Source organism: Amycolatopsis thermophila (assembly GCF_030814215.1).
Taxonomy (GTDB): domain Bacteria; phylum Actinomycetota; class Actinomycetes; order Mycobacteriales; family Pseudonocardiaceae; genus Amycolatopsis_E; species Amycolatopsis_E thermophila.
In genome coordinates, this window is sequence record NZ_JAUSUT010000001.1 from 5,127,434 (window position 1) to 5,154,126 (window position 26,693).

Consider the following 26,693-nt stretch of genomic DNA (forward strand, 5'->3'; position numbering starts at 1 on the left):
CTTCGTCAGATGCGGTGGCGGTTGATGAGCTGGCGGGCGATGACGTTGCGCTGGATCTCGTTGGTGCCCTCGCCCACGATCATCAGGGGCGCGTCGCGGAAGTAGCGTTCGACGTCGAATTCGGTGGAGTAGCCGTAGCCGCCGTGGATGCGCACCGCGTCGAGCGCGATCTCCATGGCGGTTTCGGAGGCGAACAGCTTCGCCATGCCGCATTCGAGGTCGGCGCGCTCACCGGAGTCGTAGCGGCGGGCGGCGTGGTGGACCAGCTGGCGCGCGGCCTCGAGCTTGGTGGCCATGTCGGCGAGGTAGTTGCCGATCGACTGGTGCTGCCAGATCGGCTTGCCGAACGTCTCGCGTTGCTGGGCGTAACGCAGGGAGTCCTCCAGTGCGGCCCGACCCACGCCCAGAGCCCGGGAGGCGACCTGGATGCGGCCGATCTCCAGGCCGCGCATCATCTGCGCGAACCCCTGTCCCTCCACCCCGCCCAGCACCGCGGACGCGGGCACGCGCACGTCGTCGAAGGACAGCTCGCAGCTCTCGACGCCCTTGTAGCCGAGCTTGGGCAGATCGCGGGACACCGAGAAGCCGGGGCCTTTTTCCACCAGCAGCACGCTGATGCCCTTGTGCGGCGGATCGGCCTCGGGGTCGGTCTTGCACAGCAGCGCCACCAGATCCGAGCGGCGCGCGTTGGTGATCCACGTCTTCGACCCGTTGACCACATAGGACTCGCCGTCACGGCGGGCCCGGGTGCGCAACGCCTGCAGGTCCGATCCGCCCCCGGGTTCGGTCAGCGCCATCGTGGCCCGCAACGAACCGGTGGCCATGCGGGGCAGGTACCGGTCCTGCTGCTCGCGCGTGCCGTAGGTGACCAGGAGCTTGGCGACCACGGTGTGCCCGCCCATCGCGCCGGCCAGGCTCATCCAGCCGCGCGCGAGTTCCTCGGTGACGGCCGAGTAGCACGGGGCGGATACCGCCGCCTCGCCCCACGGCTCGGGGATCGCCAGCCCGAAGATACCCATCCGCTTCATCGCCTCGATGAGCTCTTCCGGATAGGTGTTCGCGTGTTCCAGCTCCTGCGCCACGGGCTTGACCTCGCGGTCGACCCATTCGGCGACCAGCGCGACGATCGCGGCCTCGTCCTCGCTCAGCCCGTCCATCGAGTGTCCTCTCCTCGCAGTGCTTACTCTATTCTATAGAATCAGGGGAGGGGAGGTGGGCATGAGCACAGCAGAGCGCCGCGCGAGCGGCCCGCGTCGCACGTCGTTCGACACCAAGCAGCAGCTCAGCGAGAAGGTGGCCGCCTACATCCGCGAGGGCATCATGGTCGGCCAGTTCCGCGCGGGCGAGTACATCCGCACCGAACGGCTCGCCGAGGAGCTCGGGGTCAGCCCCACCCCGGTGCGGGAGGCGCTGATGCTGCTGGGCAGCGAGGGCTCGGTGCGGTGGGAGCCGCGGCGCGGGTACCGGGTCGTGCCGCTGACCACGCAGGACGTGAGCGACCTGTTCCGGGTGCAGGCCTTCATCGCGGGCGAGCTGGCCGCGCGCGCCGCCACCGAGCTCAGCGACGCGGACCTGGACCGGCTGGAGGAGACCCAGGCCGAGCTGGAACGGGCCGAGCGTGAGGGTGACCTGGACCTGGTCGAGACGCTGAACTACCGGATCCACCGCACGATCAACAAGGCTTCGGGCTCCGCGCGCCTGGCGGTGCTGCTCGGCATCACGGTCAGCTACGTGCCGCTGGGGTATTTCGCCTCGATCGAGGGGTGGTCGTCGGCGTCGGTCCACGACCACAGCCCGATCTTCCAGGCGCTGCGGGCCCGCGACCCGGACGGCGCCCGCAAGGCGATGACGGCGCACATCGAGCACGTCGGCGGCCGTCTCGTGGACCACCTGCGCAAGCGCGAAGTCCTCAGCTGAGCGTTCCGGGGAGCGATCCGGATGTCCTCGGGCGCGTAGACCGGCGGGCCGCGCCAGTGCCGTCACCCGCTCCGCGGTGGCCGCCGTCCGCCGGCCGGTGGCACTTCCCTCTCACCGGGCACCGTTGCGCTGTTCCCCCGCTTGGTGCAAGGACTTTCCCGAACGGCGGATTGCGCGGTCGGTGTTCAGTGGGGGTGTCCGCGCCCGGGAAACGGGCGCACGGTGCCGAAGGGGCGCATGCGATGACCGTCAGCCTTCCCGCCTTTCCCGCCGCCGCGGAAAGACCGCTCGACACCTGCATCCGGCTCCGGGAGATCGCCCCGGTGGTCGAAGCGGAGTTCCCCGGCGGTGTGCCGGCCTACCTCGCGCTGACGCACACAGCGGTCCGCGAAATCCTCGCCGGCGACAACAAGGCGTTCGCGCGTGACCCGAAGCACTGGCCCGCCCTGTACGACGGATCCATCCCGGAGGACTGGCCACTGCGCAGCATCGTCCAGGGCGATCACCTCTCCACCAAGGACGGCGCGGACCACCGGCGCCTGCGCGGGCTGATCGGCAAGGCGTTCACCCCCGCCCGGGTGCTCGACCTCGAGCCGCGGATCCAGCAGCTCGTCGACGAACTGCTGGACGGGGTCGAGGCCGCCGGCGACGGGGTCGACCTCGTGCCCGAGTTCACCGAGGTGCTGCCGATGGCCGTGATCTGCGAGCTGTTCGGCGTCGCCGAGCCGGACCGGATGCGGTTGCGGAAGTGGACCGCCACGCTGCTGGCCCACACCACGCCGGCGGAGGAGGCGTTCGCGACGCAGAACGCGCTCATGTCCTACTTGCGCGAGCTGGTGGAGCGCAAGCAGGCCGAACCGGGCGACGACCTCACCACGAGCCTGGTCCAGGCCCGCGACGAGGGTGACAAACTCACCACCGACGAACTGGTCGGCGTGCTGTGGCTGATGCTGATCGCCGGCCACGAGACCACCGTCCACCTGATCGGCAACGCCGTGATCGCACTGTCCCAGCACCCCGCTCAACTCGAGCTCGCCCGGAACGAGGACCGGTGGGCCGATGTCGTCGAGGAGACGGTGCGCTACCGCCATTCGGTCATGATGACGAGCTTCCGCTTCACCGTGGAGGACGTGACCATCGCGGGCGTCGACATCCCCAAGGGCAACGCGGTGGGTGTGGTCTACCAGGCGTGCGGCCTGGACCCGGAGGCCTACGGCGACACCGCGGGGGAGTTCGACATCACCCGCCGGCAGGGCGCGAACCTCGGGTTCGGCCACGGCCCGCGGTACTGCATCGGCGCCCCGCTCGCGCGCCTGGAGGGCAGGGTGGCGCTGTCCACCCTCTACCGGCGGCTGCCGGGCCTGCGGCTGGCGATCGACCCGGACGACATCCCGTATTCGCCGTCGTTCTTCACGATCGGCCCGCTGTCGATCCCGGTGAACCTCGGCCGGTAGTCCGGGGCCGGACGCACGACGGCGGCGGCGCGGGCGTTTCCGCCCGGCGCCGCCGCCGTGTCGCGGGGTCAGTCCGTACCGGACTCGATCGCCGCGTGGTCGAGGAGTTCGGCCGCCTCGGCGGCGGTGCCCCGGGAGGCGATGGCCTCGGCGCCGCCCTCGGTCATGGCGCCGATGAGGCCGGTGGACGCGGCCTGGGCGGCGCCGACCAGCGTCGGCTGGGTGGGCGTGGTGCCCACCATGCCCAGACCCGCGTACTGCTCCAGGCGGGCGCGGGAGTCGGCGATGTCGAGGTTGCGCATGGTCAGCTGGCCGATCCGGTCGACCGGCCCGAACGCCGAGTCCTCCGTGCGCTCCATCGACAGCTTGTCCGGGTGGTAGCTGAACGCCGGCCCGGTCGTGTCGAGGATCGAGTAGTCCTCGCCGCGGCGCAGCCGCAGCGTGACCTCGCCGGTGACGGCCGTGCCGACCCAGCGCTGCAGCGACTCGCGCAGCATCAGCGACTGCGGGTCCAGCCACCGGCCCTCGTACATCAGGCGGCCCAGGCGGCGGCCCTCGGCGTGGTAGCTGGCGATGGTGTCCTCGTTGTGGATGGCGTTGAGCAGGCGCTCGTAGGCGGCGTGCAGCAGCGCCATGCCCGGGGCCTCGTAGATGCCACGGCTCTTGGCCTCGATGATCCGGTTCTCGATCTGGTCGGACATGCCCAGGCCGTGCCGTCCGCCGATGGCGTTGGCCTCCAGCACCAGGTCGACGGCGGTGGGGAACTCCTTGCCGTTGATCCGCACCGGGCGGCCCTGCTCGAAACCGATCGTGACGTCCTCGGTCGGGATCTCCACCTCGGGGTCCCAGAAGCGGACGCCCATGATCGGCTCGACCAGCTCGATGCCGGCGTCGAGGTGTTCGAGCGCCTTGGCCTCGTGCGTGGCGCCCCAGATGTTGGCGTCGGTGGAGTAGGCCTTCTCCTTGCTCGCGCGGTAGGGCAGGTCGCGGGCGGTCAGCCACTCCGACATCTCGGTGCGGCCGCCCAGTTCGGTCACGAACTCGGCGTCCAGCCACGGCTTGTAGATCCGCAGCGCCGGGTTGGCGAGCAGGCCGTAGCGGTAGAAGCGCTCGATGTCGTTGCCCTTGAAGGTGGAGCCGTCGCCCCAGATCTGGACGTCGTCCTCGAGCATCGCGCGCACCAGCAGCGTGCCGGTGACGGCGCGCCCCAGCGGCGTGGTGTTGAAGTAGACGCGGCCGCCGGAGCGGATGTGGAACGCGCCGCAGGCCAGGGCGGCCAGCCCCTCCTCGACGAGCGCCTCACGGCAGTCGACGAGCCGCGCGATCTCCGCGCCGTAGGCCGAGGCGCGGCCGGGCACCGAGTCGATGTCGGGCTCGTCGTACTGCCCGATGTCGGCGGTGTAGGCGCAGGGGACCGCGCCCTTCTCGCGCATCCACGCGACCGCTACCGAGGTATCGAGACCACCGGAGAAAGCGATCCCGACACGTTCGCCGACAGGCAGGGAAGTGAGCACCTTGGACACGGGAGACAGTATATGCATGGCAGTGCATGATCATGCAAACCGGGCCGCCGTGTTCCGGCCCACGTCACTGTTTCCGGCGCCGCCGGTCACCCTGCGTCATCGACGGCACGGGCTCGGTGCGGCGCCGCACCGGCGGGCGCCTTGCGGACGAACAGCGAGGTCAGCAGGGCGAGCAGCCCCACCACGCCGGCGACGACGAACGCGGTGCGCAGCCCTCCGGCGTCCGGGATCCCGCTCGCGGTGCCGAGGGTCGTCACGCTGACGAACACCGCCGTGCCGAAGGCCCCGGCCACCTGCTGGAGCGTGGCGAGGATGGCGCTGCCGTGCGAGTAGAGGTGATCGGGCAGCACGGCCAGCGCCGACGTCATCAGCGGGGTCATCATGAACCCGAGCCCGGCCATCAGCAGGACGTGGAAGGCGATCACCGCGGCCAGCGCCGACTCCGGGCCGAGCGTGGTGAACAGCCACAGCGACGCCGCCATGGCCGCCGCCCCCGGGATCACCAGCGGGCGGGCGCCGAAGCGGTCGAACAGCGCCCCGACCGGCCGTCCGAGCAGCCCGAGGACCAGACCGCCGGGCAGGACGGCGAGACCGCTGACGAAGGTGGTCGTGTGCAGCACCGTCTGCAGGTACAGCGGCAGCATGATGGAGGCGACACCGAGCAGGCAGACGAACAGCAGTGCGGTCAGCGCCAGTGCCACGACGAACCCGCGGTCGGTGAACGGCCGCAGGTCCAGCAGGGCCCGGTCGTCGCGCTGCAGGCGCAGCTGGCGCCAGGTGAACACCGCGAGCGCGGCGACGCCGACGACGATCGGCACCCACGGCGGCACGAGGTGGTGCCCGCCGGACTCGCCGATCGAGGCCAGGCCGAAGAGCACGCCGCCGAACCCGAGTGCGGACAACACCACCGACGGCACGTCCAGCGGCACCGCGCGCGGGTTGCCCTCGAGCCGGAACCACACCGCGCCGACGGTGAGCGCGGCGACCGCGAGCGGCAGCACGATCCAGAACATCCAGCGCCAGCCCAGGCCGGACAGCACGGCGCCACCGATGGTCGGGCCGATCGCGGGAGCGACCGCGATGACGATCGTGATGGTGCCCATCGTCGCGCCCCGCCTGGCGGGCGCCACCAGGCGCATCACCGAGGTCATCAGCAGTGGCAGCATCACCGCGGTGCCGCACGCCTGCACCACGCGGCCGACGAGCAGCACCGCGAAACCGGGCGCCAGGCCGCTGATCGCGGTGCCGAGGCTGAACAGCGTGAGCGAGGCGAGGAAGACCTGGCGCAGCGTGAACCGTTCCAGCAGGAACCCCGTCGTCGGGATGACCACGGCCATGGTCAGCAGGAAGCCGCTGGTCAGCCACTGGACGGTGGTGGTGGAGACCTGGAGGTCGACGGTCAGGTCGCGCAGCGCGACGCTGAGGATCGTCTCGTTGAGGATCATGACGAACGCCGACACGACCAGCACGCCGATCAGCAGACCGGCTCGCGGCGGGGCCTCCGGGGCGGCGTCGGCCGGCGCGGTCGTGGGGGCGGGCATGCGAATACCTCACAAAGTGGTGGGCGGGGTCGCGGCACCGGCGCCGCTGGAGCGGCCGGGACACGGCCGTGACCTCTGTATACGGTGCGAACGTCGCCGATGTCCACCACATTTCGCTCATCGGTCGCGAAGGGGACTTTCGCGCGGTCGCCGTTGGGACACCCGGTTGCCGCGAGTTGTCCCGGCGGTTTGCCCGGCGGCGGTGGTCTGCCCGAACCACCACGCACACGCTCCGCCCCCGCACATCCGGCATCTGCTCGGCGACGAACGCGGACGCCGCCCGGAGCTGCCCGCTGCCGCTGCTGCTGTCGGCCCTGCACGAGCAGCTGACCGGGCGGGCGAGCCGGGTGACCGTCGTGGTCGCGCTGGGCACGCACGCCGCGATGGACCAGGCGCGGCTGACGGCGTGGCTCGGCTGTCCGGCCGGCGCAATCGGCGAGCGGTACCCCGGCGTGGAGGTGCGCAACCACGAGTGGTGGGACCCGACGACCTTCGTGACGGTCGGGCACATCGCGGCGGAGCGGATCGGCGAGCTGTCCGGCGGGCCGCTGCGGCGGGGCGTGGACGTGCGGGTGAACCGGGCGGTGGTCGAGCACGACGTGACCATCATCGTCGGCCCGGTGCTCCCGCACGAGGTGGCCGGGTTCTCCGGCGGCAACGAGTACCTGTTCCCGGGGCTGTCGGGTCCCGAGGTCATCGACGTGTCGCACTGGCTGGGCGCGCTCATCACCAGCCGCGACATCATCGGCAGCGCGGCACCACGCCGGTGCGCGCGCTGATCGACGAGGCGGCGGCGCTGGTGCCGGGGGAGCGGCACGCGCTGTGCGTGGTGGTTCGGCCGGGCGGGACCACGTTGCACAGCCTGGTGTTCGGTGATCCGGTCCCGGCCTGGGCGGCGGCCGCGGTGTCGGCGGAGGTGCACGTGCGGTACCTCGACGCGCCGGTGCGGCGGGTGCTGTCGCTGATCCCGCCCAGGTACGACGACATGTGGACCGCCGCGAAGGGGTTCTACAAGGTCGAACCGGTCACCGCGGACGGCGGGCGGGTGGTGGTCCACGCGCCGGGCATCTCGGCGATGCACCCGGAGATCGAGGAGATCGGCTACCACACGCGGGACTACTTCACGAAGCAGTGGGCGAGGTTCGACCACCTGCACTGGGGGTGCTGGCCCACTCGACGCACCTGCGCGGTGCGGGAACCTGTTCCGAGCACGACGGCGAGCGGTGCCGCGTGACGGTCACGCTCGCGACGGGGATCCCGCAGGAGCGCGTGCGCGCGGTGAACCTGGACTACCTGGACCCGGCCGAGGTCGACCCGGCGGTCTGGGAGCCGACCCGGACACCCTGGTGGTCCCCGACGCGGGCGAGGTGCTCTACCGCCTGCGCGAGCCGGGTACGGCGCTGATCGCGGCGCCGCCGGGCGCGCCGGCCGGTGGGGGCGAGGTGCCGTCGTGGCCGCGTGAGCGGAGGCTGATCGCCCGCACGGCGGGGCGCCCTCACCGTGGGGGACGCGGATCGCAGGCCCGGCCGGCCACCAGCCGCGGGATCAGTCCGGCAGGGGGCCGCCGCTGAGGAGGCCGCGTGCCACGGCCGCCGCGGTGGCCTCGTCGAGCACCGCGCGTACCGGCCGGCCCGACGAGCGGGCCAGTGCCGCGGCGTCCTCGAACTCCGGCGTCGCCTGGACGATCCGGCCGCCGCGGTGCGCCACCTTGATCCGCACGGTGCCACCGGCCGCCGGGACGTCGAACCAGGTGCGCGCCAGCGCGGACTTGGTCACCGCGATCCGCCGGAAGCCGATCGTGCTCGTCTCGGTCAGCAGGACCTCCGCGACCTCGTCCACCCGAGCGGCGGGCACCAGCACGGGCACGGTGTGGGCCGGCCCTTCTTCATCAGGGTCGGCGTCAGCCACGCGTCCGCCGCACCGCGGGAGAGCAGCACACCCGGCCACACCCGCGGATCCAGATCGTCCACATCGGCCTCGAGCACGACCTCGTCCGTCGCGTCCGCCTCCCCGGCGGAACCGATCGCCACGCGCACCACGTTGACCCGCCCCGGGAAGTCCTTCGTCCCCGCGCCGCACCCCGAGGTCTCCACGCGCATCGCGGGCAGTGGCCCGCACTCCGCGGCCAGCTCGGTCACCAGGGCCATGCCCGTCGGCGTCGCCAGCTCGCCGTCACCTCCGGCGCGGACCCGCCACCCCCGCGCCATCGGCAGCACCGCGGGCACCGGCACGGGCATCTCCCCGTGCGCGGGCCGCACCGTGCCCGACCCGACCGCGACCGGGCTCGCCACGATCCGCTCCACGCCCAGGTGGTTCAGCGCCGCGCAGTACCCGACGACGTCGGCGATCGCGTCCAGCACAGCCACCTCGTGGAAGTGCACGGCGTCCACGCTCGTGCCGTGGACGCCCGCCTCCGCCTCCGCCAGCCGGGCGAACACGCGCACCGCGTCGTCCCGCACCGCCCGGCAGCGGAGCCGCCGCCGGCATCTCCCGGATCGCGGCCCAGTGCCGGTGCGGCGGATCGTTCACGAGCGCGACCGGATCGGCCTTCACCGCGCGCATCCCGCCGCGCACCACCTCCGCCACGTCCACCCGGACCGCGCCGGGTACCACCGCGTCGACCGCCCGCTGCACCACGGCCACCGGCGCCCCCGCGTCGAGCAGCGCCCCGAGCACCATGTCCCCGGCCACGCCCGCCGACACGTCCGACCAGGCCGGCACCGTCACGCGGCCCAACCTACCGGCGCAGGATCACTCCGCGGTGGGCGCGGCGACCGGGATGTCGTTCGTGGCGGCCCAGGTGGCGATGTCCTGCCGCTCGATCGCCGCGGCCATCAGGTCCGGGAACACCTCCGGCGTGCACGCGAACGCCGGGATGCCCAGCGCGGCCAGAGCGGCCGCGGTGTCGTGGTCGTAGGCCGGGGCGCCGTCGTCGCTCAGCGCCAGCAGACAGATCACCTGCACCCCGTCGGCCCGCAGCGCCTGCGCCCGCCGCAGCATCTCCTCCTCGTCGCCGCCCTCGAACAGGTCGCTGATCAGCACGAGCACCGTGTCCCGCGGCGAGTCGATCCGGCTCTGGCAGTACGCCAGCGCCGCGTTGATGTCCGTACCGCCCCCCAGCTGCACCCCGAACAGCAGCTCCACCGGATCGGACACCGAGTCCGTCAGGTCGGCGACCGCGGTGTCGAACGCGATGACCTGCGTGCGCAGCGACCGGATCGACGCCAGGACCGCGCCGAACACGCTCGCGTACACCACGGAAGCCGCCATCGACCCGCTCTGGTCCAGGCACAGCACGATCCGCCTGCTCACGCTCGGCAGGCGGCGGCCGAACCCGACGAGCCGTTCCGGCACCACCGTGCGCTGGTCCGGCTGGTAGTGCTTGAGGTTCGCCAGGATAGTGCGGTTCCAGTCGATGTCGCTGTGCCGCGGCCGGCGCGTGCGGTGGGCGCGGTGCAGCGCGCCGGCGACGGCCTGGCGGGTCGGCTGGGCGAGCCGCTTCTCCAGGTCCTCCACCACCCGCCGGACCACCGCCCGCGCGGTGTCCCGCGACCGCTCCGGGATGGCCCGGTTGAGCGACAGCAGCGTGCCGACCAGGTGCACGTCCGGCTGCACCGACTCCAGCAGTTCCGGTTCCAGCAGCAGTTCGCGCAGGCCGAGGCGGTCGATCGCGTCGCGCTGCATGACCTGCACGACCGAACTGGGGAAGTAGCCGCGGATGTCGCCCAGCCACCGCGCGACCCGCGGCGACGAACCGGCCAGGCCCCCGCGCCGGTCCTCGCCCTTGTCGTACAACGCGGCCAGTGTCGCGTCCCGCTTGGCGTCCACACCGGACAGTGTCGTGCCGGTGCCGTCGGCGTCCCCGCCGCCGAGGATCATCCGCCAGCGGCGCAACCGCTCGCTCATCGCAACAGCTCCAGGATCCGGGGCACCACGAGCGACGCGCGTTCGTGGTCCAGCGTCACATCGGCCGCGCGCGGCCCGGCGGCGCCGTCGCCGCGGTCGAGGCGGGCGACCCGCTGCCCGATGTCGCGCCGCTCGGCGGCGGGGAACTCCGCGAACGTCCGCCGCAGCAGCGGGAGCAGGCGGTCGAACACCTCCCCGTCCACCCCGGTGGCCCACCGGTCGACGATCTCCAGCAGCTCCGGCTCGTGCACCAGCAACGCGGCCTCGCCGGACAGGAAACCCTCCAGCCAGCCCGCCGATCCGGTCGTGTCCGCGGCCGGCGACAACTGGCGGGACAGCCGTCCGGCCGCGTCGGCCACGTCCAGCAACCCCGCGTCGAGCAGCAGCCGCACCGCGCGGCCCGCGATGAGCCCGGGCACGCCCGTCCGGTCGGCGACCGACCGCAGCGCGCCGTACCAGACCTCGCGCAGCCCGGCCTGGTCGAGCAGGCCGATGCCGCGCTGCACGCCGTCGAGGAGCCGTCGCACGTCCCGGCCCGCGTCCTCGTCCAGGCCGGCGCAGGCGCCGGGCAGGCCGACCGCGATGCGGGTGACGACACCGGTCAGCACCCGCTGCACCAGTTCGGTGTCGGCGCGGCGCACGTTGCCGTAGCGGCGGACCCGGGCCATCGGCTCGACCGCGGCCATCAGCCGGGTGATGTCGTGCTGCCGGGCCGCCCGCTCGTCGAGCGCGGCGAGCACCGCGGCCAGCGCCGCGGGCAGGTCGGCGGTCAGCGTGTGCTCGACCAGCTCGCTCAGCTCGGCGATGTCGGCCCCGGCGGCGCGCTGGGTGACGACCGCGGTGGCGGCCGAGGAGATCGTGGTGCCGTAGCCGCTGGCTTCGATGAGCGCGACCTCCAGCTCCGGCCGCCACTCCAGCGTCCACGACTCGCGGAACGTGCCGCGGGTGCGGGCGGTCTCCGCCGGTTCACCCCACGGCACGTCGAGCAGCAGCAGCCGGTGCAGGAGCTTGCTGCGTTCCCGGTGCGAGGGCGTGCGCAGGTCCAGGTCGAGCTGCTGCTCGGCCGCGCTCTGCTTGAGCCGCAGCCGTTTCCGGGTCGCGGCGAGGTCCATCGCCAGCGGCACCCGTGGCGTGTCGCGGGGAACGCGGCCGAGGATGTCGCCGACCAGCAAGCGGCGCGCGATCAGCCGCATCGGCACGTCCGAACCGCCGCACAGCACGGCCCGGCAGGCCTCGAGCACCTCGGCCAGCCCCGGGTGCGGGCGGTCGCGCAGCACGGCGAGCGTGTCGGCGAGGCGGACCGCTTCGATCACCGCCGCCGGTGACACGTCGTGCTGCTCGCCGCGCAGCAGCTGCGCCACCCGGACCAGCCAGCGTCCCACCACCTCGTCCGGCGTGGTGAACAGGTGGTGGTACCAGCCGGGCGAGGAGATCCCGGCGCCGTAGCCGCTCATCCGCGCGAGCCGCGAGGAGGTCCAGGGCACCCAGGTCGCCGCGACCTTGGTGGTGGGCAGGCCCTTGAGCAGCCGGTTGTCCGCGGCCTGGGTCGGGAACGCCGAGGGCACCAGGACCGGGGCGTGCCACGCGCCGCACACCACGGCGATCGTGGCGGCGTCCCCGCGCAGCACTGACCGCAGCACCCGCCGCATCGCGGCCTCGCGCCGTTGCGTGCCCAGGTCGGGCACGTGCCCTTCGCGGAGCGCGGCCATCGCGTCGCGCACGGCGTCGAAGACGTCGAGACCGTGGTAGCGCAGCTCGACCGCGTCCTCCCACCAGCGTTCCGGGTCGTCGTACCCGGCGGCCTCGGCGAGCGTGGCGATGGGGTCCAGCGGCGGCTCGGCGTCCGGGCCGCCGTGTTCGGCGTCGTCGCGGGCCGCGAGGGCGACGGTGGCGGGCAGGTCGAGGAACCGGACCTCGCGCTCGTGCTCCAGCGCCCAGCGCAGAGCCACCCACTCCGGGGAGAACACGGCCATCGGGTAGAACGCGGCGGTGGCCGGTTCGGCGACCGCGTACACCAGCCCGGCGACCGGCGGCCGCATCCCCGCCGCGGCGGCCAGCGGCGCGACCGCGTCCAGTTCCGGCGGGCCCTCGATGAGCACGACCTCCGGGTCGAGGTGGGCGAGCGCGGTCGCCACGGCGCGGGCGGAACCCGGGCCGTGGTGGCGGATGCCCAGGACGTGGACCCGGCTCACACCAGTTCCCGGCACGCGCGGTAGAGGTCCGACCAGGGCTTGCGCTCGCGGACCACGGTCTCCAGGTACTCCTGCCAGACGATCCGGTCCTGCACCGGGTCCTTGACCACCGCGCCGTGCAGGCCGGCCGCCACGTCGTCGGCCCGCACCACACCGTCGCCGAAGTGCGTGGCCAGCGCGATGCCGTTGGTCACCACGGAGATCGCTTCGGCGGTGGACAGGCTGCCGGACGGCGACTTGATCTTCGTGCGTCCGTCGCCGGTCACCCCGTCCCGCAGCTCGCGGAACACCGTCACCACCCGGCGGATCTCGTCGACGTCCTCCGCGGCGGCCGGCAGCCGCAGGGACTCGCCCAGCTGCCGCACCCGCAACCGGACGATCGCCACTTCTGACTCGGTGTCGCCGGGCAGCGGCAGCACCACGACGTTGAACCGGCGCTTGAGCGCGGCGGAGAGGTCGTTGACGCCGCGGTCGCGGTCGTTCGCGGTGGCGATCACGTTGAACCCGGGCCTGGCCTGGACCTCGCTGTCCAGCTCGGGGATCGGCAGCGTCTTCTCGCTGAGGATCGTGATCAGCGCGTCCTGCACGTCCGAGGGGATGCGGGTCAGTTCCTCGATCCGCGCGATGCCGCCGGTCTCCATCGCGCGCAGCACGGGGCTGGCGACCATGGCCTTCGGCGACGGGCCTTCGGCGAGCAGGCGGGCGTAGTTCCAGCCGTAGCGGATGGACTCCTCGGCCGTACCGGAGGTGCCCTGCACCAGCTGCGTCGAATCGCCGGAGATCGCGGCGGCCAGGTGCTCGGACAGCCAGGTCTTCGCCGTGCCCGGCACGCCCAGCAGGAGCAGCGCGCGGTCGGTGGCCAGCGTCGCGATGGCGACCTCGACCAGCCGCCGCGACCCGAGGTACTTCGGCGTGATCGGCGTGCCGTCCGGGGCCTCGCCGCCCAGGACGTAGGTCGCGACCGCCCACGGCGACAGCTTCCAGTGCGGCGGACGTGGCCGGTCGTCGGACTTCGCGAGCGCGGTCAGCTCGTCGGCGTGCTGCTGTTCGGCGTGTGCTCTCAGCACGTCGGTCATTCGAACTCCTGCAGGATGGTCGAGCGGATGGTCAGCGCGTGGGCGATGCCGCGCAAGGTGCGGGCGGTCGCCTTCTGGTCCTTGGCGGGGGCGAGCAGCCACGCTTCGAGGGCCGGCAGCGCGGCGGGGTGCAGGTGTTCGGCCAGCGCCCGCGCGGCGAGCCGCAGGACGGCGTCGGCCTTGCCGGCGCGCAGCCGTTCGACGATGCCGGCGGAGAACCCGGGTGGCCACGGGCCCGGCGCGGCGGCGAGCAGGGCGCCGAAGCGGGCGTCGAGCTTGCGCTGCCGGCTCAGGACCTCGGCGGCGGCCTCCGGGGTGAGCGCGGCGACCAGCTCCGGGGTGGGCTGGTGGCGGGCGAGCGCGGCCAGCCAGTCCGGGTTCCGCTGGCGCAGCGCGGCTTTCGTCCAGCCGAGGAGCACGTCGCGGTCCGCGGTGCCGACGAGCCCGATGTCCCAGGTGCACAGCGGGGTCGCGGCCAGTAGCCGGATGAGCCGGGACGCGCCGCGGCCCAGGCCGGGCTCGCGGTGGTCGGTCAGGCCGTCGCGGCGGGCCGCGGCGTCGGGTTCGCCGGGCAGCTCGAACGTGCCGTCCGGCCTGCTCAGCGCGCGGGCCCGGGCGGCCATCCGGCGCGCGCGGGCCGAGCCGGGCAGGCGGTCGAGCAGTGCGGCGGCGGCCGCCCGGACGGTCGCCGCCCGGTCGTCGAGGGCCTGTTCGAGCAGCGGTTCGTCGTCGCCGCACAGTCCGGTGTGGAGGGTGTCGAGGAACGCCGCGCGGGTGGCCGCCTGCTCCTGGGACCAGGTCTGTTCGACCAGGGCGCGGGCCCGTGCCGGGTCGGTCGCGCGCAGGTCGGCGAGCAGGGCCAGCCGCTCGGCGCGGGTCCCCGTCGTGAACCTCTCGGCCACCTCCTCCGGGCGGAGCGCCTTCGCCCAGTGCCACGCCGGGTTGTGCTGGGCGAGCCAGGTGCCGCGCGGGCCGATGACCTCCTTCACCAGCGGCCGGCTCGCGCTGTCGAGCGTGCCGAACCGGAGCAGCTCCGGCAGCAGCCGGTGGGGCGGGCGGCGGCCGGTGTCGCGCGCGGCGGTGAGCCAGTCCACGGTGAGCGGTTCGGTGCCGACCTCCAGGCGGATGCCCCGGGTGAGCAGCAGTTCCAGGATCTGCGCCGCGGCCGCCGTGCACTCCGGGCGGTCGTCGGGGTCCGCGGGCGCGGGCGGGGTGCCGCGCCAGGTGGGCGGGGTCCAGCCGGCGCGCCGGTAGCCGGCGGCGAGGGCGGCCGCGGCCAGGAGCGCGGCTTCGGGCGTGTCCGCCTCCAGCTGATCGGCGCCTTCGACGGCGAGGTCGCCGAGGCGGAAGGGGCGGCGGCCGGTGCCCACGAGCGCCGCGCCGAGCAGGTCCTCCCAGGCGTTCACACCGCCACCAGCCGGTCGCCGACCACGACGCTGAGGGGGTGCAGGCGCTCGTCGATCCACTCGCCGAACACCGCGGCCGGGTGGCCGCCGGAGGCGGCGAGCAGCTGCCAGATGTCCGTGCCCGGCGCCAGGGTCAGCGCCGCGCCGTCGCGGTCGACGAGCAGCGGCGGATCACCGGGGACGACCGTCATCGCGTCCAGGGCCAGCGGGATCCGGCGCAGCCACGGGTTGCCGGCCAGCCAGCGGGCGGCCTGTCCCAGTGCGGTGCGGACGTCGGTGGCGTGCGGCAGGCCCGCGCCCTGGGTGACTTTGTGCTCGTCACCGGTGAGCAGCGCCCGCCGCGGCTGCCCGCCGGGGTAGCGGGCGATCTCACCGTCCACAACGGACCCGAGGACGTGCGCCACCTTGAGCGCCTGGCCCGCCGCCGCGAAGTCCAGCAGCACCACGGTCTCGCCGGTTCGCTCGCCGTGCAGCCACGTGCGCTGGGACAGCAGGCGCTCGTCCTCGTCCCGGCTCAGGCCGACGACCTGCCACCGGTCGGCCACCCGGTCACCGATCTCGTCGCGGCGGCGCGGCCAGCCCAGCACCGTCCGCAGGTCGCCCAGTGCGGCCTCGTCCAGCTCCGCGCGGCGCCGCCAGGCCCGAACCGCCAGGTACCAGCGGCCCAGCTCGCCGAGCAGGTGCGGCGCCCAGTCGGGGCGGGCCAGCACCTCGCTGCCCGCCGCGCGGACCCGGTCGGCGAGCCCGGGCAGCTGCGCGTCGACCAGGCGGGCGGCGGCGGTGTCCCAGAACCCCGGCGGCTGGCGGCGCGCGGTGGCCAGGCCCTGCCGGACGAGGTCGTGCAGCCACAGCTCGAAGTCGTCGATGCCGGCCGACATGAGCGCTTCCCGCTCGGCCAGCCGCCTGGCCTGCGCCTCGGGATCGGGCGCGGCGCGCGTGGCGGTGGGGGTGGCGCCCCGCCCGGCCCAGGCGGCGGCGAACGGCTCGGCCTGGTCGAGGTCGGCGACCGAGCCGTCGTTGGCCGCCCACATCAGCAGCAGCGCCAGACCGTGCTTGCAGGGCACCTTGCGGCTGGGGCAGGTGCAGCGGAAGGCGGGCTCGGTGAGGTCGACGGTCACCTGGTAGGGCGCGCGGGCGCTGCCCTGGCACTTGCCCCAGACGAGCGTCGCGGTGCTGCCGAGGTCCGACCACGTGCGCGGGCCGGCGAGCCCGCGGGCGGCCCTGGCGGACCCGGCGTCGGGCGCGAGCGCCAGCACGCGGGCCACCGTCCACCGCGATCCCAAACCTCGTGCCCCTTCCCGTGCCGCCGGTGACCAGCCTATCCGGCCCCCGGCCGGCCGCCCTCGCTCCCGGCGCCCGGCGGCCCTCGCGGCGGGGACCGCCGGGGCCGGTGGTCAGGCCATCTCAGGAGCGCGCAGGTGGGCCAGCGCGAGCTCGAACTCGGCCACCTCGAGGATCTCCAGCCCGGCCTCCGACGCGGCCTGGGAACGCAGCGCGTCCGCCCGGTTGCGGGTCGCGGCCATCGTCTCGGGGCTCGCGTACGTCACCGACGACACCGCGATCCCGCCCTCGCGGTCGAGCATCAGGCTCGCGCTGCAGAAGCCGTCCAGCCGCGACAGCTCGGGCAGCAGGCCCAGCCGGTAGGTGTCCAGGGCTCGCTCCAGCTGGTCGAAGCGGGTCCAGGTCACCCGGCAGCACGCGCCGTCCGGGGCGGGGTGCTCGCGGTGCAGCACCGCGATCTCCCACTCGTCGACCTGGGCCCGGTTGCCGCCCATCACCTCCGCCGCGTGGTCCCGGATCGGCCGGACCCGCTCGGCGCTGGCGGCCATCGCCTCCGCCGACTCCCACGAGCTGGTGGCGATGCAGCGCCCGGAACCGCGGTCGACCAGTACCGACAACCCGACGCACCCGGGCATGGTCAGCAGTTCCGGCATCACCTCGTCCCGCAGGTGCGCGACTCCGGCGTCGATGGTGTCCAGATGGGCCTGCACCGTGGTGGAACGCGCGTACACGCCTCCCACCCCCTCTCCGGTCGAGGCGGCGTCCCGGCGGCGCCGCCGGTCGCCCTACACCTTGCGCCGCCGGGGAAGCGGCCGCAACCGGACTTCACGTGGCCCCGTTCGGGACGGGCGTTACGGTGAAGCGCATGGAGCAGGAACCGGACTGGGGGCGGTGGCAGCGGCCCGCTCCGACGCCACGGCAGCAGCGGCACGACGTGGCGCTCATGCTCCTCGTCCTGCTCGTCGCGGCCGGGATGACGCTGCTGATCACCAGCATCGGCACGGTCGCGATCGGGTCGGCCCCCTCGTTGACCGAGCAGCTGGCCTGGACCGCGGGCCTCACCGTGCCGCTGGCGCTGCGGCGCCGGTTCCCGCTGGTCGTGCTGGCGGTCGTCGGCGCGCTGTTCATCGCGGCCCAGATGCGGCAGATCGGCGACGGGTTCATGCCCTCGGTCGTGCTGTTCCTGGCCATCTACAGCGCGGGTGCGTGGGCCCGCCACCGGGCACGGGCGCGGTGGGCGCGCGTCGCGGTGATCGTGGCGATGTTCGCCTGGCTGGGCATCGGGCTCGTGCGGTACGCGGTCGCGCCCGGGCACCCGCCGAACGCGGCCGGGCCGCTGGACCCGCTGGTGGCGACCGTGCTCTACCAGATCGTGTTCAACCTGATGTTCTTCCTGTCGGCCTACTTCTTCGGCGACCTGGCGTGGCGGTCGGCCCGCGGGCGGGCCGAGCTCACGCGCCGCGCCGAGCAATTGCGGGCCTCGCAGGAGCAGAACGCGCGCGGCGCGATCGTCGCCGAGCGCGTGCGGATCGCCCGCGACCTGCACGACGTCGTCGCCCACCACGTGTCGGTGATGGGCATCCAGGCCTCCGCCGCCCGGCGGGTGCTCGACCGGGACCGCGAGCTGGCCGGCTCGGCCCTGCGCACCGTCGAGGACACCGCGCGCACCGCGATCAGCGAGCTGCGGGGGCTGCTCGGCGTGCTGCGCGCCGAGCCGGACGCCGAGGGGCGGCCGGATGCCGGGCACCAGGCCTCTCCGGGGCTGGCGCAGCTGCCCGCCCTGGCCGCGGCCACCCGGTCCGCGGGCCTGGACGTGCACTACGGCGAGTACGGCGATCCCCGGCCGGTGCCGGACAGCGTCGCGATGACCGCCTACCGCATCGCCCAGGAGGCGTTGACGAACGTGGTCAAGCACTCCGGCGCGCGCTCGGCGCAGCTGCGGGTCCGGTTCCTGGAAGCCGGCCTGGAGATCGAGGTCTCCGACGACGGTCGCGGCTGCGGGGGCGACTCGACGCCGGCGGGGTTCGGCCTGCGCGGCATGCGGGAGCGGGTCGCCGTGCACGGCGGCGAGCTCGAGGCCGGGCCCCGCCGCGACGGCGGTTTCCTGGTGCGCGCGAGCCTGCCGGCACCGCGACCGGCCACTTCGGACAGTGCGGAGCTGCCGGTCCCATGACCCCGTTGCGTGTGGTGCTCGCCGACGACCAGGACCTCGTGCGCGCCGGCTTCCGCGTCATCCTCGGGACGGAGGAGGGCATCGAGGTCGTCGGCGAGGCCCGGGACGGCATCGAGGCCGTCGAGGTCGCCGGGCGGGAGAAGCCCGACGTCGTCCTCATGGACGTGCAGATGCCCCGGCTCGACGGGCTGGAGGCGACCCGCCGCATCCTCGGCGACGATCCCGCGGCCTCGGCGGTGCGGGTGGTCATCCTGACCACGTTCGACCGGGAGGACTACCTGTTCGAGGCGCTGCGGGCCGGGGCGAGCGGGTTCCTGCTCAAGAACGCCTCACCGGAGGACCTCGTGGAGTCCGTGCGGATCGTCGCCCGCGGCGACGCGCTGCTCTCACCGGAGGTGACGCGGCGGGTGATCGCCCGGTTCACCACGCCGGCCACGCCGGCGGGCCGCCGCCCCCCGTCCCTCACCGACCGCGAGTTCGAGGTGCTGGTCCTGATGGCCCGCGGCGCGAGCAACGCCGAGATCGCCGCCGAGCTGTACCTCGGGGAGACGACGGTGAAGACGCACGTGTCGCGGATCCTGCGCAAGCTGGACCTGCGCGACCGCACCCACGCGGTGGTCTTCGCCTATGAACAGGGCATCGTCGCGCCCGGCCTCGCCTGACGCGGGTCCTCCGGCAGGAGGACCCCGCGCATCGGTCCGTGGCCGGACGCGACGGCGCGCCCGCGCGCCTAGCGTTCCCGGCATGTTGACGGTGACCTCACTCAGCCGGAGCTTCGGCGATCACCGCGTGCTCGACGACGTGTCCTTCACGGTGCGTCCCGGCCGCATGACCGGCTTCCTCGGCGCCAACGGGTCCGGCAAGACCACCACCATGCGGATCATCCTCGGTGTCCTGGCCGCGCACGGCGGCACGGTCAGCTGGCACGGCCGCGAGATGACCCCCGCCCAGCGCCGCCGGTTCGGCTACATGCCCGAGGAACGCGGCCTCTACCCGAAGATGAAGGTGGCCGAGCAGATCAGGTGGATGGGCCGGCTGCACGGCCTCGACGACGTCACGGCGCGCGCCGCCACCCGGCGCCTGCTCGACCGGCTGGAACTCACCGACCGCGCCGGTGACCGCCTCGAGGAGCTGTCCCTGGGCAACCAGCAGCGTGCCCAGGTGGCCGCCGCGCTGGTGCACGACCCGATGATGCTCGTCCTCGACGAGCCGTTCTCCGGTCTGGATCCGCTGGCCGTCGACATCGTGCTCGACGTCCTGCGCGAACGCGCCGCGGCCGGTGTGCCGGTGTTGTTCTCCAGCCACCAGCTCTCGCTCGTCGAGCGGCTCTGCGACGACGTGGTGATCATCTCCGGCGGCTCGATCTCGGCGAGCGGGACCCGCGAAGAACTGCGCGCCCGCTACGGGACCACCCGGTTCGAGCTGGTCGTCGGCGCCGACGCCGGCTGGGTGCGCGACGAGCCGGGGATCCGGGTGCTCAGCGTCGACGGCCCGCGGGCGGTGTTCGAGCCCGTCGAGGGGGCGGGCGGCGGGCGCCGGGTGCTGGAGACGGCGCTGCGGCGCGGCGAGGTGCGTGGCTTCGTGCCCGTCGTGCCGTCGCTCGAGGAGATCTTCAAGGAGGCCGTGTGATGACCACGACGACACCGTCCCGGGTGGACGGCCGGCCCGCCGCCGCGGGCACGTCGTTCTGGGCGGCGACCCGTCTGGTCGCCGAGCGCGAGGTCCGGTCCTTCCTGCGCACCAAGGGGTTCTGGATCGGGCTGGCGGTGGTCGTGGCCGGCCTGTTCGCGGCCGGGGTGCTGCCCTCGGTGCTCGCCGGGGGACCGCCCGCGGTCGCCGCCGTCGGGCCGCAGGCCGCCCGGGCCGTCGCCGGGACGGACCTGGACGTGCGCCAGGTCGGCGACCTCGAGTCCGCCCGCGAGCTCGTGCGGTCCGAGGAGGTGGACGCGGCGATCGTGTCCGCGCCGGAGGGGATCCGGGTGCTGGCGCTGTCCGACCCGCCGACCGGCGTCGTGGCCGCCCTGAGCGTCGCGCCGCCGGTGGACCTGCTCGAGCCCGGCGACGTCGGACCGGGGGAGCGGCAGCTGGTGATCCTGGTGTTCGCGCTGGTTTTCCTGATGGTCGGGATGAGCGGTGCGGCCATCGCCCAGAGCACCGTGACCGAGAAGCAGACCCGGATCGTGGAGATCCTCGTCGTCACCGTCCCGGTGCGCGCGCTGCTCGCCGGGAAGGTGCTCGGGCACACGCTGCTGACCGTCGGGCAGGTCGTGGTGATCGCCGTCGCCGCACCGGTCGCGCTCTCCCTCGGCGGGCAGTCGGCGCTGCTCGGCGTGGTGGCGCCGGCGCTCGGCTGGTACGTGCCGTTCGTGTGCGCGGGCTTCGTGCTGCTGGCCGGGATGTGGGCGGTCGCCGGGTCGGTGGTGAGCAGGCAGGAGGACCTCGGCTCCAGCATGGGGCTGGTGATGATGCTCGTCCTCGGCCCGTACTTCGCGGTGATGCTCCTGGCGGACAACGCCTCCGTGCTCGCCGTGCTGTCCTACGTGCCGTTCTCCGCCGCCGTCGCGATGCCGGTGCGGATGTTCACCGGCGACGCCCAGGCCTGGGAGGCGCTGCTGTCGCTCGGGCTGCTCGCGGCGACGGTGGTGCTGATCGTGCTGCTCGCCGGGCGGCTCTATTCGGGCGCGTTGCTGCAGACCGGTGGCCGGGTGGCGCTGGCCAAGGCCTGGCGCGGCACCGAGTGATCCCGGTCCCCGGATAGCATCAGGGGACCGGGACACCGGATCGAGGAGGGCTGATGGCGGCGGGCCGCACCGGCGGGAAGCCGACGTTCACCGAGCAGGCGCGCCGCCGTCAGCTGATCGAGGCCACCATCGAGGTGATCTCGGCGCGCGGCTACGGCGGCGCGTCCCTGTCCGCGATCGCCGAGCACGCCGGCGTCTCCAAGGCCGCGGTGCTCTACCACTTCGGCTCGAAGGACGACCTGGCCGAGGCGACGCTCGCGCACGTCTTCGACCGGTTCGGCGAGCACGTGGGCCAGCGGGTGGCGGAGGCGTCCGGTGCGCGCGCCCGGCTGGTCGCCTACGTCCGCGGCATGGTCGGCTACCAGCACCGCCACCGCACGCACGTCCGCCTGATCACCGAGGTGCTGCTGGACGACCGCGGCGGCACCCGGTTCCGGCAGCCCGGCCAGCACGACCGCAACCAGCGGTGGCAGATGCTCGCCGGTCTCCTCGCCGCGGGCCAGGCGGAGGGCGTGTTCCGGGACTTCGACACGAAGACGACCGCGCTGGCCATCGGCGGCGCGATCGACGGCGTCGTGTCGCAGTGGCTCGCCGACCCCGGTCTCGACCTCGACGCGGCCGCCGGGGACCTGGAGGCGTTCGTGCTGGCCGCGGTGGAGGCCCGCTGAGGGGTCAGCGCCGGGCGAACCGGGGAGCGTGCTCCGGCCGCAGCCCGACCCCGCCGAGGTAGGCGGTGAGCCCGCGCAGCGCGGGCACCCTGTCCACGGCCCGCAACAGCGGCGGGACGCCGTCCAAAGTGGCCTCCAAGGCCGGCCGCAGCAGCGTTTCGTGCTCGCCGTGCTGCTGGGCCTGGCTCGCCACCACCGGGAGGCGGCGGCGCCGCTGGACCCGCGCGAGGTGCGCGGTCCGCAGGGTGCCCCGGCGCAGCGGCCCGGCCAGGATGCGCGCGGCGGCGACCGCGTCCTGAACCGCCAGGTTGACACCCACCCCGCCGACCGGGGACATCGCGTGCGCGGCGTCCCCGATGCACAGCAACCCCGGCCGGTACCAGCGGCGCAGGCGGGTGACGCGGACGTTCAGCAGCTTCACGTCGTCCCAGCTCGAGACCGCCGCGAGCCGGTCGGGCGGCCAGCCGAACAGGTCGGAGAGGTCACGACGGAACGCGTCCAGCCCGCGTGCCCGCAGCTCGGCGTCGCGTCCCTTCGGGATGAGGTAGGAGGTCTGGTAGTAGTCGCCGCGGTCCATCGTGACGGCGGCCAGCCCGCGTGTGAAGCGCCCGAACACCCGGCCGTCCTTGACCTCGTCGGCCGGGCCGGCGGGGATCCGGACCTGCCAGACGTCCATCGGCGCCGGCAGTTCGCGAACCGGGAGACCGGCGGCTTCGCGGACCACCGAGCTCCGGCCGTCGCAGCCGAGGACGAGCGTCGCCGTGATGGTGCCCTCCGTGCCGTCGGCCGACCGGCAGCGCACCCCGGTCACCCGCTCGCCGTCCCGGGTCAGGCCCAGGACCTCGGTGCACCGGCGCAGCGTGAACGTCGGTTCGGTGCCGGCTTCGTCCGCCAGCAGGTCGAGGAAGTCGCCCTGGGGCACCATCGCGATGTAGCGGTGGCGGCCGGGCAGGCGCCGGAAGTCGGCGGCGGTGATCACGTGGTCGCCGATCTGCATGCGCATCTCTTGCAGAACGCCGCGCGGCAGGGCGGCGAAGCGCTCGCCCAGCCCCAGCTCGTCCAGCAGCCGCAGGGTGGACGGGTGCACCGTGTCGCCGCGGAAGTCCCGCAGGAAGTCGGCGTGCTTCTCCAGCACCGTCACGCGCAACCCGGCCCGCGCGAACAACAGGCCGGCCACCATCCCCGCGGGACCACCGCCCGCGACGCACACATCGACACTGTCCATGCCCCGACTCTAACCGATCGGTCAGGACTCTGTCCGATGGGTCAGTCGCCGGTGCCCGCAGCCGTGCGGGGTCGCGTACCGGTACGTGCCGGCGTCAGGCCGAGGTCGTGCCGTCCCCGGTCTCCGGGGCACCCTTCGGCCGGACCTTCACCTGCGGTGCGCCGCCGCCGGTGGACGGCGGTGGCTGTACACACTGGACGGACGCGGCGTGCGACGCGGACGGGGCCGTCGTGGCGGACGAAGCCGGCGGCTCGCCCGGCGTCGTGGACGTCGTCGGCGGGGCCGGGCGCGTCGTGGACGGTTTCGACGGCGCGGGCGCGGTGCAGGAGATCGAGAATTCGACGGTGACGGTCCCGTTCCCGGCCGGCCCGGCGCTGCCCGAGCAGGTGAACGTGGCGCGGTACCGGCCGGGCTTGCCCGCCGCTTTCCCGGACCCGGTGTAGTTGTCGGTGGTGCGGCTCAGCGACACCGGCGCGGTGAGGCCGGCGGAGGTCACGGCGCCGGCGTTGCCGGCGCAGTAGGCGGTGAAGGTCAGCGTCTGCCCCGGCGTCACCGCCGTGGGGCTGACCTGGAGCGTCGGCGGCGGCGCGGTCGCACTCGCGGTCGCCAGGCCGAACATGCTCGTGCCGAGTGCGAGCGCACCGGCGCCGGCGAGGATCCGTGTTCTGTGCATGGTGAACTCCCTTTCCGGAGTGTTTTCCCCAGTTCCCGCCGTGCCGGTGTCAGCGCAGCACGGCGAAGACGATGATGTTGTCGCGGTAGCTGTGCGCGGCGTGGTCGAAGGAGCCGCCGCAGGTGATCAGCCGCAGTTCCGGTCCGGCGGTGTCGCCGTAGACGGCGTCGGACGGGAAGGTGTCCTTGTCGATCTGCTCGATGCGGCTCACGGCGAACCGCACGGCCGAACCGTCCTTTCGCGACACCGTGATCTCGTCGCCCGGCGCCAGTTCGCGCAGGCGGTAGAAGATGCCCTTCTGCTTGTTCCCGTCGACGTGGCCGAGGATCACCGCCGGGCCCACCTCGCCGGGCGACGGGCCGAAGCGGTACCAGCCGGCCTGCAGCGGCTGCGCCACCGGCGGCACCTCGATGGTCTGGTCCGGGTTCAGTCCCAGCGGGACGAGCGTGGAGTGCGCGCCGATCCGGGGGATGTCGACGGCTTCGGGCTCGGCCGCCGGGGCCGGCTGCGCGGACGACGTGACGGGTGCGGCCGGGGGCTCGGTCGCTTGCTGCGGCGCGCCGGCGCATCCCGCCAGCAGGCCGAGCAGCACGGCCAGCCACCACATCCGATGACCGCGCCGTCGCCGTCGTGCGTCCATGGCCGCCCCCAAAGCGAAGTCGTGTGCTTCCTAGTCGTCCGGGGGGCGGGTCCGGTTGCCGGCCGACACCGAAGCGTGACCTACTCACATGTTAGTTAGTTGCCTAAAGGGATTAGGAAAAGTATGGTGGCGTTATGGCGCGAATGGGGCTGACGGCCGAGCGCCTGACGCGGGCGGGAGCGGAGCTGGCCGACGAGGTGGGCTTCGACGCGGTGACCGTCTCGGCGCTGGCCCGGCGGTTCGACGTCAAGGTCGCCAGCCTCTATTCGCACGTCAAGAGCTCGGCGGACCTGCGGACGCGGATCGCCCTGCTCGCGCTGGACGAGCTCGCCGACCGGGCCGCGGATGCCCTGGCCGGGCGGGCCGGCAAGGAGGCCCTGATCGCCTTCGCCAACGTCCACCGCGACTACGCCCGCGAGCACCCCGGCCGGTACGCGGCGGCCCGGCTCCGGCTCGACCCGGAGACCGCGGCGGCCGGCGCCGGTGTCCGGCATGCCCAGCTGACCCGCGCGATCCTGCGCGGTTACGACCTCGACGGGGACGAGGCGACCCACGCGGTGCGGTTGCTGGGCAGCGTCTTCCACGGATTCGTCGGCCTCGAACTGGCCGGCGGGTTCGACCACAGCGAGCCCGGCGCGCCGGAGTCGTGGACGCGGATCCTGGAGGTCCTCGACGCCACGCTGCGGAACTGGCCGGCCTCGAGACCTGCCGAGGGGACACCACGGTGATCACCACGCCCATCACCACCGACCTGGTGCGCGGCGCGGCGGAACTCGAGCGCACCGCGCACGGACTGCTGCCGCATCGCCTGCCCGCCTGGGCGCGGGCCCAGTGCGCGGACGCTCAGCTCGCGCTGGCCGAGTCGCAGCCCTCCGGTGTCCGGCTCGCCTTGCGGACCCGGGCCACCGTCGTCGAGCTGGACGCGGTGCGCACCCGGCGGATCTACGCCGGGTGCCCCGCCCCGCCCGGAGGGGGTGTACGACCTGCTCGTCGACGGCAGGCTCACCGGCCGGGCGAGCGTCACCGGCGGCAACGCGGTGGTCGTCGACCTGGCCACCGGTCGTGCCGAGCACCGCCCCGGCCCGGCCGGCACCATCCGCTTCGACGGCCTGCCCGGCGCCGTCAAGGACGTCGAGATCTGGTTGCCGCACAACGAAACCACCGAGCTCGTCGCGTTGCGCACCGACGCCCCGGTGGAACCCGCGCCCGCCCGGGACAGGGTGTGGCTGCACCACGGCAGCTCGATCAGCCAGGGATCCGACGCCGCGAGCCCGTCCACCACGTGGCCCGCGGTCGCCGCCGCGCTGGGCGGTGTGGACCTGGTCAACCTGGGTCTGTCCGGAAGTGCCCTGCTCGATCCGTTCACCGCGCGCACGATGCGGGACACGCCGGCCGGCCTGATCAGCGTCAAGATCGGCATCAACCTGGTCAACAGCGACGTGATGCGGCTGCGCGGCTTCGCACCGGCGGTGCACGGGTTCCTCGACACCGTGCGCGAGGGTCACCCGGACACCCCGCTGGTGGTCGTCTCGCCCATCCTCTGTCCCGTCCACGAGGACACCCCGGGCCCGGGCGCGTTCGACTTCGCCGCGCTGCGGGCGGGGGAGCTGCGGTTCCGGGCCACCGGCGATCCGGCCGAGTGGGCCGCCGGGAAGCTCACGCTGCGGGGGATCCGGGAGGAGCTGGCGCGGATCGTGGCGCAGCGCGCGGCCGCCGACCCGAACCTGCACCACCTCGACGGCCGCGAACTCTACGGCGAGGCCGACTTCGCCGAACGCCCGCTGCCGGACGCACTGCACCCGGACGCGGCCACGCACCGCCGGATGGGGGAACGCTTCAGCAAGTTCGCCTTCGCCGGAGGCGGTCCGTTCGCGTCCGGAACCGTCTGACCCCGCCTCTACGATGGGCGCCGGAAGAGGGGGTGCAGTGGGCGTTCGGGTCGAGGAGTTCCAGCGCATCGTCGGTGCGCTGGCCGAGGTGCAGCGCGGGCGCGGCAACGGGTACACGACGTTCAGCGTGCGGGGCAAACGGTTCGGCTACTACTGGCCGCGCACGCGGACGGTCGGGCTGAAACAGCTGCTGTCCGAGCAGCAGGCGCTGGTCGCCGAGCGGCCGGACGTCTTCGAGGAGCAGTTCACCGCGGGCGGGTTCGGCTGGGTGGTGGTCTACCTGTCCGGCATCGAGGCCGACGAGCTGTCCGAACTGGTCTACGAAGCGTGGCGGCTGTCCGCGCCCGACGACCTCGTCGCGGCGCAGCCCATCCCGCCCCGGTGACGC

The 26,693-nt window shown here is 73.8% G+C and carries 23 protein-coding genes and 2 pseudogenes; 12 read left to right on the plus strand and 13 right to left on the minus strand.

Translation table 11 applies throughout. The features are described from left to right. Positions 1-5 precede the first annotated feature (5 nt). Complete coding sequence (locus FB470_RS25120) at positions 6-1,157, minus strand: acyl-CoA dehydrogenase family protein (protein WP_306995400.1); 1,152 nt, start codon at positions 1,155-1,157, stop codon at positions 6-8. Positions 1,158-1,218: 61 nt separating this feature from the next. Here FB470_RS25120 and FB470_RS25125 point away from each other — a divergent pair, with 61 nt between their 5' ends. Both FB470_RS25125 and FB470_RS25130 read left to right on the plus strand, forming a co-directional pair. Beyond that, on the plus strand, positions 1,219-1,917 hold the full coding sequence (locus FB470_RS25125; protein ID WP_306995402.1) for a GntR family transcriptional regulator: 699 nt from the start codon (positions 1,219-1,221) through the stop codon (positions 1,915-1,917). 242 nt (positions 1,918-2,159) lie between these two features. Next, the gene (locus FB470_RS25130; protein WP_306995403.1) at positions 2,160-3,371 is read left to right on the plus strand and encodes a cytochrome P450 family protein; all 1,212 of its coding nucleotides are present in this window, start codon (positions 2,160-2,162) and stop codon (positions 3,369-3,371) included. Positions 3,372-3,439: 68 nt separating this feature from the next. Here FB470_RS25130 and argG read toward each other — a convergent pair whose 3' ends face one another. Both argG and FB470_RS25140 read right to left on the minus strand, forming a co-directional pair. Then, complete coding sequence (gene argG / locus FB470_RS25135) at positions 3,440-4,894, minus strand: argininosuccinate synthase (RefSeq protein WP_306995404.1); 1,455 nt, start codon at positions 4,892-4,894, stop codon at positions 3,440-3,442. A gap of 86 nt (positions 4,895-4,980) precedes the next feature. Continuing rightward, the gene (locus FB470_RS25140; protein WP_306995405.1) at positions 4,981-6,435 is read right to left on the minus strand and encodes a DHA2 family efflux MFS transporter permease subunit; all 1,455 of its coding nucleotides are present in this window, start codon (positions 6,433-6,435) and stop codon (positions 4,981-4,983) included. Between the two features lie 68 nt (positions 6,436-6,503). On the opposite strand from FB470_RS25140, the gene FB470_RS25145 reads away from it, so the two are divergent. After that, entirely contained in the window at positions 6,504-7,214 is a 711-nt protein-coding gene (locus FB470_RS25145) for a lactate racemase domain-containing protein (protein ID WP_306995407.1), read from the plus strand. After that, positions 7,202-7,669: a hypothetical protein gene (locus tag FB470_RS25150; RefSeq protein ID WP_306995409.1), complete on the plus strand. Its 468-nt coding sequence runs from the start codon at positions 7,202-7,204 to the stop codon at positions 7,667-7,669. The genes FB470_RS25145 and FB470_RS25150 overlap by 13 nt, the downstream gene beginning before the upstream one ends. A 311-nt stretch (positions 7,670-7,980) precedes the next feature. On the opposite strand, the pseudogene larC reads toward FB470_RS25150, so the two are convergent. The 7 genes and pseudogenes from larC to FB470_RS25190 form a co-directional block, all read right to left on the minus strand. Then, positions 7,981-9,114 (minus strand): annotated as a pseudogene (gene larC / locus FB470_RS25160) (nickel pincer cofactor biosynthesis protein LarC). Positions 9,115-9,186: 72 nt separating this feature from the next. Beyond that, the gene (locus FB470_RS25165; RefSeq protein WP_306995411.1) at positions 9,187-10,341 is read right to left on the minus strand and encodes a VWA domain-containing protein; all 1,155 of its coding nucleotides are present in this window, start codon (positions 10,339-10,341) and stop codon (positions 9,187-9,189) included. Then, on the minus strand, positions 10,338-12,533 hold the full coding sequence (locus FB470_RS25170; RefSeq protein WP_306995414.1) for a DUF5682 family protein: 2,196 nt from the start codon (positions 12,531-12,533) through the stop codon (positions 10,338-10,340). The genes FB470_RS25165 and FB470_RS25170 overlap by 4 nt, the downstream gene beginning before the upstream one ends. Beyond that, complete coding sequence (locus tag FB470_RS25175; protein WP_306995415.1) at positions 12,530-13,609, minus strand: ATP-binding protein; 1,080 nt, start codon at positions 13,607-13,609, stop codon at positions 12,530-12,532. Before FB470_RS25175 ends, FB470_RS25170 begins: the two co-directional genes overlap by 4 nt. Then, positions 13,606-15,015, minus strand: coding sequence for a DUF5691 domain-containing protein (locus FB470_RS25180; protein WP_306995417.1), 1,410 nt, complete (start codon positions 15,013-15,015; stop codon positions 13,606-13,608). The genes FB470_RS25175 and FB470_RS25180 overlap by 4 nt, the downstream gene beginning before the upstream one ends. Beyond that, the gene (locus FB470_RS25185; RefSeq protein ID WP_306995419.1) at positions 15,012-16,271 is read right to left on the minus strand and encodes an SWIM zinc finger family protein; all 1,260 of its coding nucleotides are present in this window, start codon (positions 16,269-16,271) and stop codon (positions 15,012-15,014) included. The genes FB470_RS25180 and FB470_RS25185 overlap by 4 nt, the downstream gene beginning before the upstream one ends. Positions 16,272-16,409: 138 nt before the next feature. Next, complete coding sequence (locus FB470_RS25190) at positions 16,410-17,027, minus strand: antibiotic biosynthesis monooxygenase (RefSeq protein WP_306995421.1); 618 nt, start codon at positions 17,025-17,027, stop codon at positions 16,410-16,412. Between the two features lie 134 nt (positions 17,028-17,161). Here FB470_RS25190 and FB470_RS25195 point away from each other — a divergent pair, with 134 nt between their 5' ends. From FB470_RS25195 to FB470_RS25215, 5 genes are all read left to right on the plus strand, one after another. Further along, complete coding sequence (locus tag FB470_RS25195) at positions 17,162-18,469, plus strand: sensor histidine kinase (RefSeq protein WP_306995423.1); 1,308 nt, start codon at positions 17,162-17,164, stop codon at positions 18,467-18,469. Further along, positions 18,466-19,131 (plus strand): response regulator, encoded by a 666-nt coding sequence (locus FB470_RS25200; protein ID WP_306995424.1) that lies wholly within the window; start codon positions 18,466-18,468, stop codon positions 19,129-19,131. Before FB470_RS25195 ends, FB470_RS25200 begins: the two co-directional genes overlap by 4 nt. Positions 19,132-19,213: 82 nt before the next feature. Next, positions 19,214-20,098, plus strand: coding sequence for an ABC transporter ATP-binding protein (locus tag FB470_RS25205; RefSeq protein WP_306995426.1), 885 nt, complete (start codon positions 19,214-19,216; stop codon positions 20,096-20,098). After that, positions 20,098-21,210 (plus strand): ABC transporter permease, encoded by a 1,113-nt coding sequence (locus FB470_RS25210; RefSeq protein WP_306995428.1) that lies wholly within the window; start codon positions 20,098-20,100, stop codon positions 21,208-21,210. Before FB470_RS25205 ends, FB470_RS25210 begins: the two co-directional genes overlap by 1 nt. A 53-nt stretch (positions 21,211-21,263) precedes the next feature. Further along, positions 21,264-21,878: a TetR/AcrR family transcriptional regulator gene (locus tag FB470_RS25215; RefSeq protein ID WP_306995430.1), complete on the plus strand. Its 615-nt coding sequence runs from the start codon at positions 21,264-21,266 to the stop codon at positions 21,876-21,878. A gap of 4 nt (positions 21,879-21,882) precedes the next feature. Here FB470_RS25215 and FB470_RS25220 read toward each other — a convergent pair whose 3' ends face one another. The 3 genes from FB470_RS25220 to FB470_RS25230 form a co-directional block, all read right to left on the minus strand. After that, the gene (locus tag FB470_RS25220; RefSeq protein WP_306995431.1) at positions 21,883-23,103 is read right to left on the minus strand and encodes an FAD-dependent oxidoreductase; all 1,221 of its coding nucleotides are present in this window, start codon (positions 23,101-23,103) and stop codon (positions 21,883-21,885) included. 94 nt (positions 23,104-23,197) lie between these two features. Next, a complete protein-coding gene (locus FB470_RS25225; RefSeq protein WP_306995433.1) occupies positions 23,198-23,776 on the minus strand; it encodes a hypothetical protein in 579 nt (192 codons plus the stop codon). A gap of 49 nt (positions 23,777-23,825) precedes the next feature. Then, positions 23,826-24,416 carry a class F sortase gene (locus FB470_RS25230; protein ID WP_306995435.1) on the minus strand — a complete coding sequence of 197 codons (591 nt, stop codon included), beginning with the start codon at positions 24,414-24,416 and terminating at the stop codon, positions 23,826-23,828. A 134-nt stretch (positions 24,417-24,550) separates the two neighbouring features. Between FB470_RS25230 and FB470_RS25235 the strand changes: the two genes are divergently transcribed. From FB470_RS25235 to FB470_RS25245, 3 genes and pseudogenes are all read left to right on the plus strand, one after another. After that, positions 24,551-25,144, plus strand: coding sequence for a TetR/AcrR family transcriptional regulator (locus FB470_RS25235; protein WP_306995436.1), 594 nt, complete (start codon positions 24,551-24,553; stop codon positions 25,142-25,144). After that, positions 25,141-26,305 (plus strand): annotated as a pseudogene (locus FB470_RS25240) (GDSL-type esterase/lipase family protein). The gene FB470_RS25235 and the pseudogene FB470_RS25240 overlap by 4 nt, the downstream one beginning before the upstream one ends. 37 nt (positions 26,306-26,342) lie before the next feature. Then, entirely contained in the window at positions 26,343-26,690 is a 348-nt protein-coding gene (locus tag FB470_RS25245; RefSeq protein WP_306995437.1) for an MmcQ/YjbR family DNA-binding protein, read from the plus strand. The last annotated feature ends 3 nt before the right edge of the window (positions 26,691-26,693 follow it).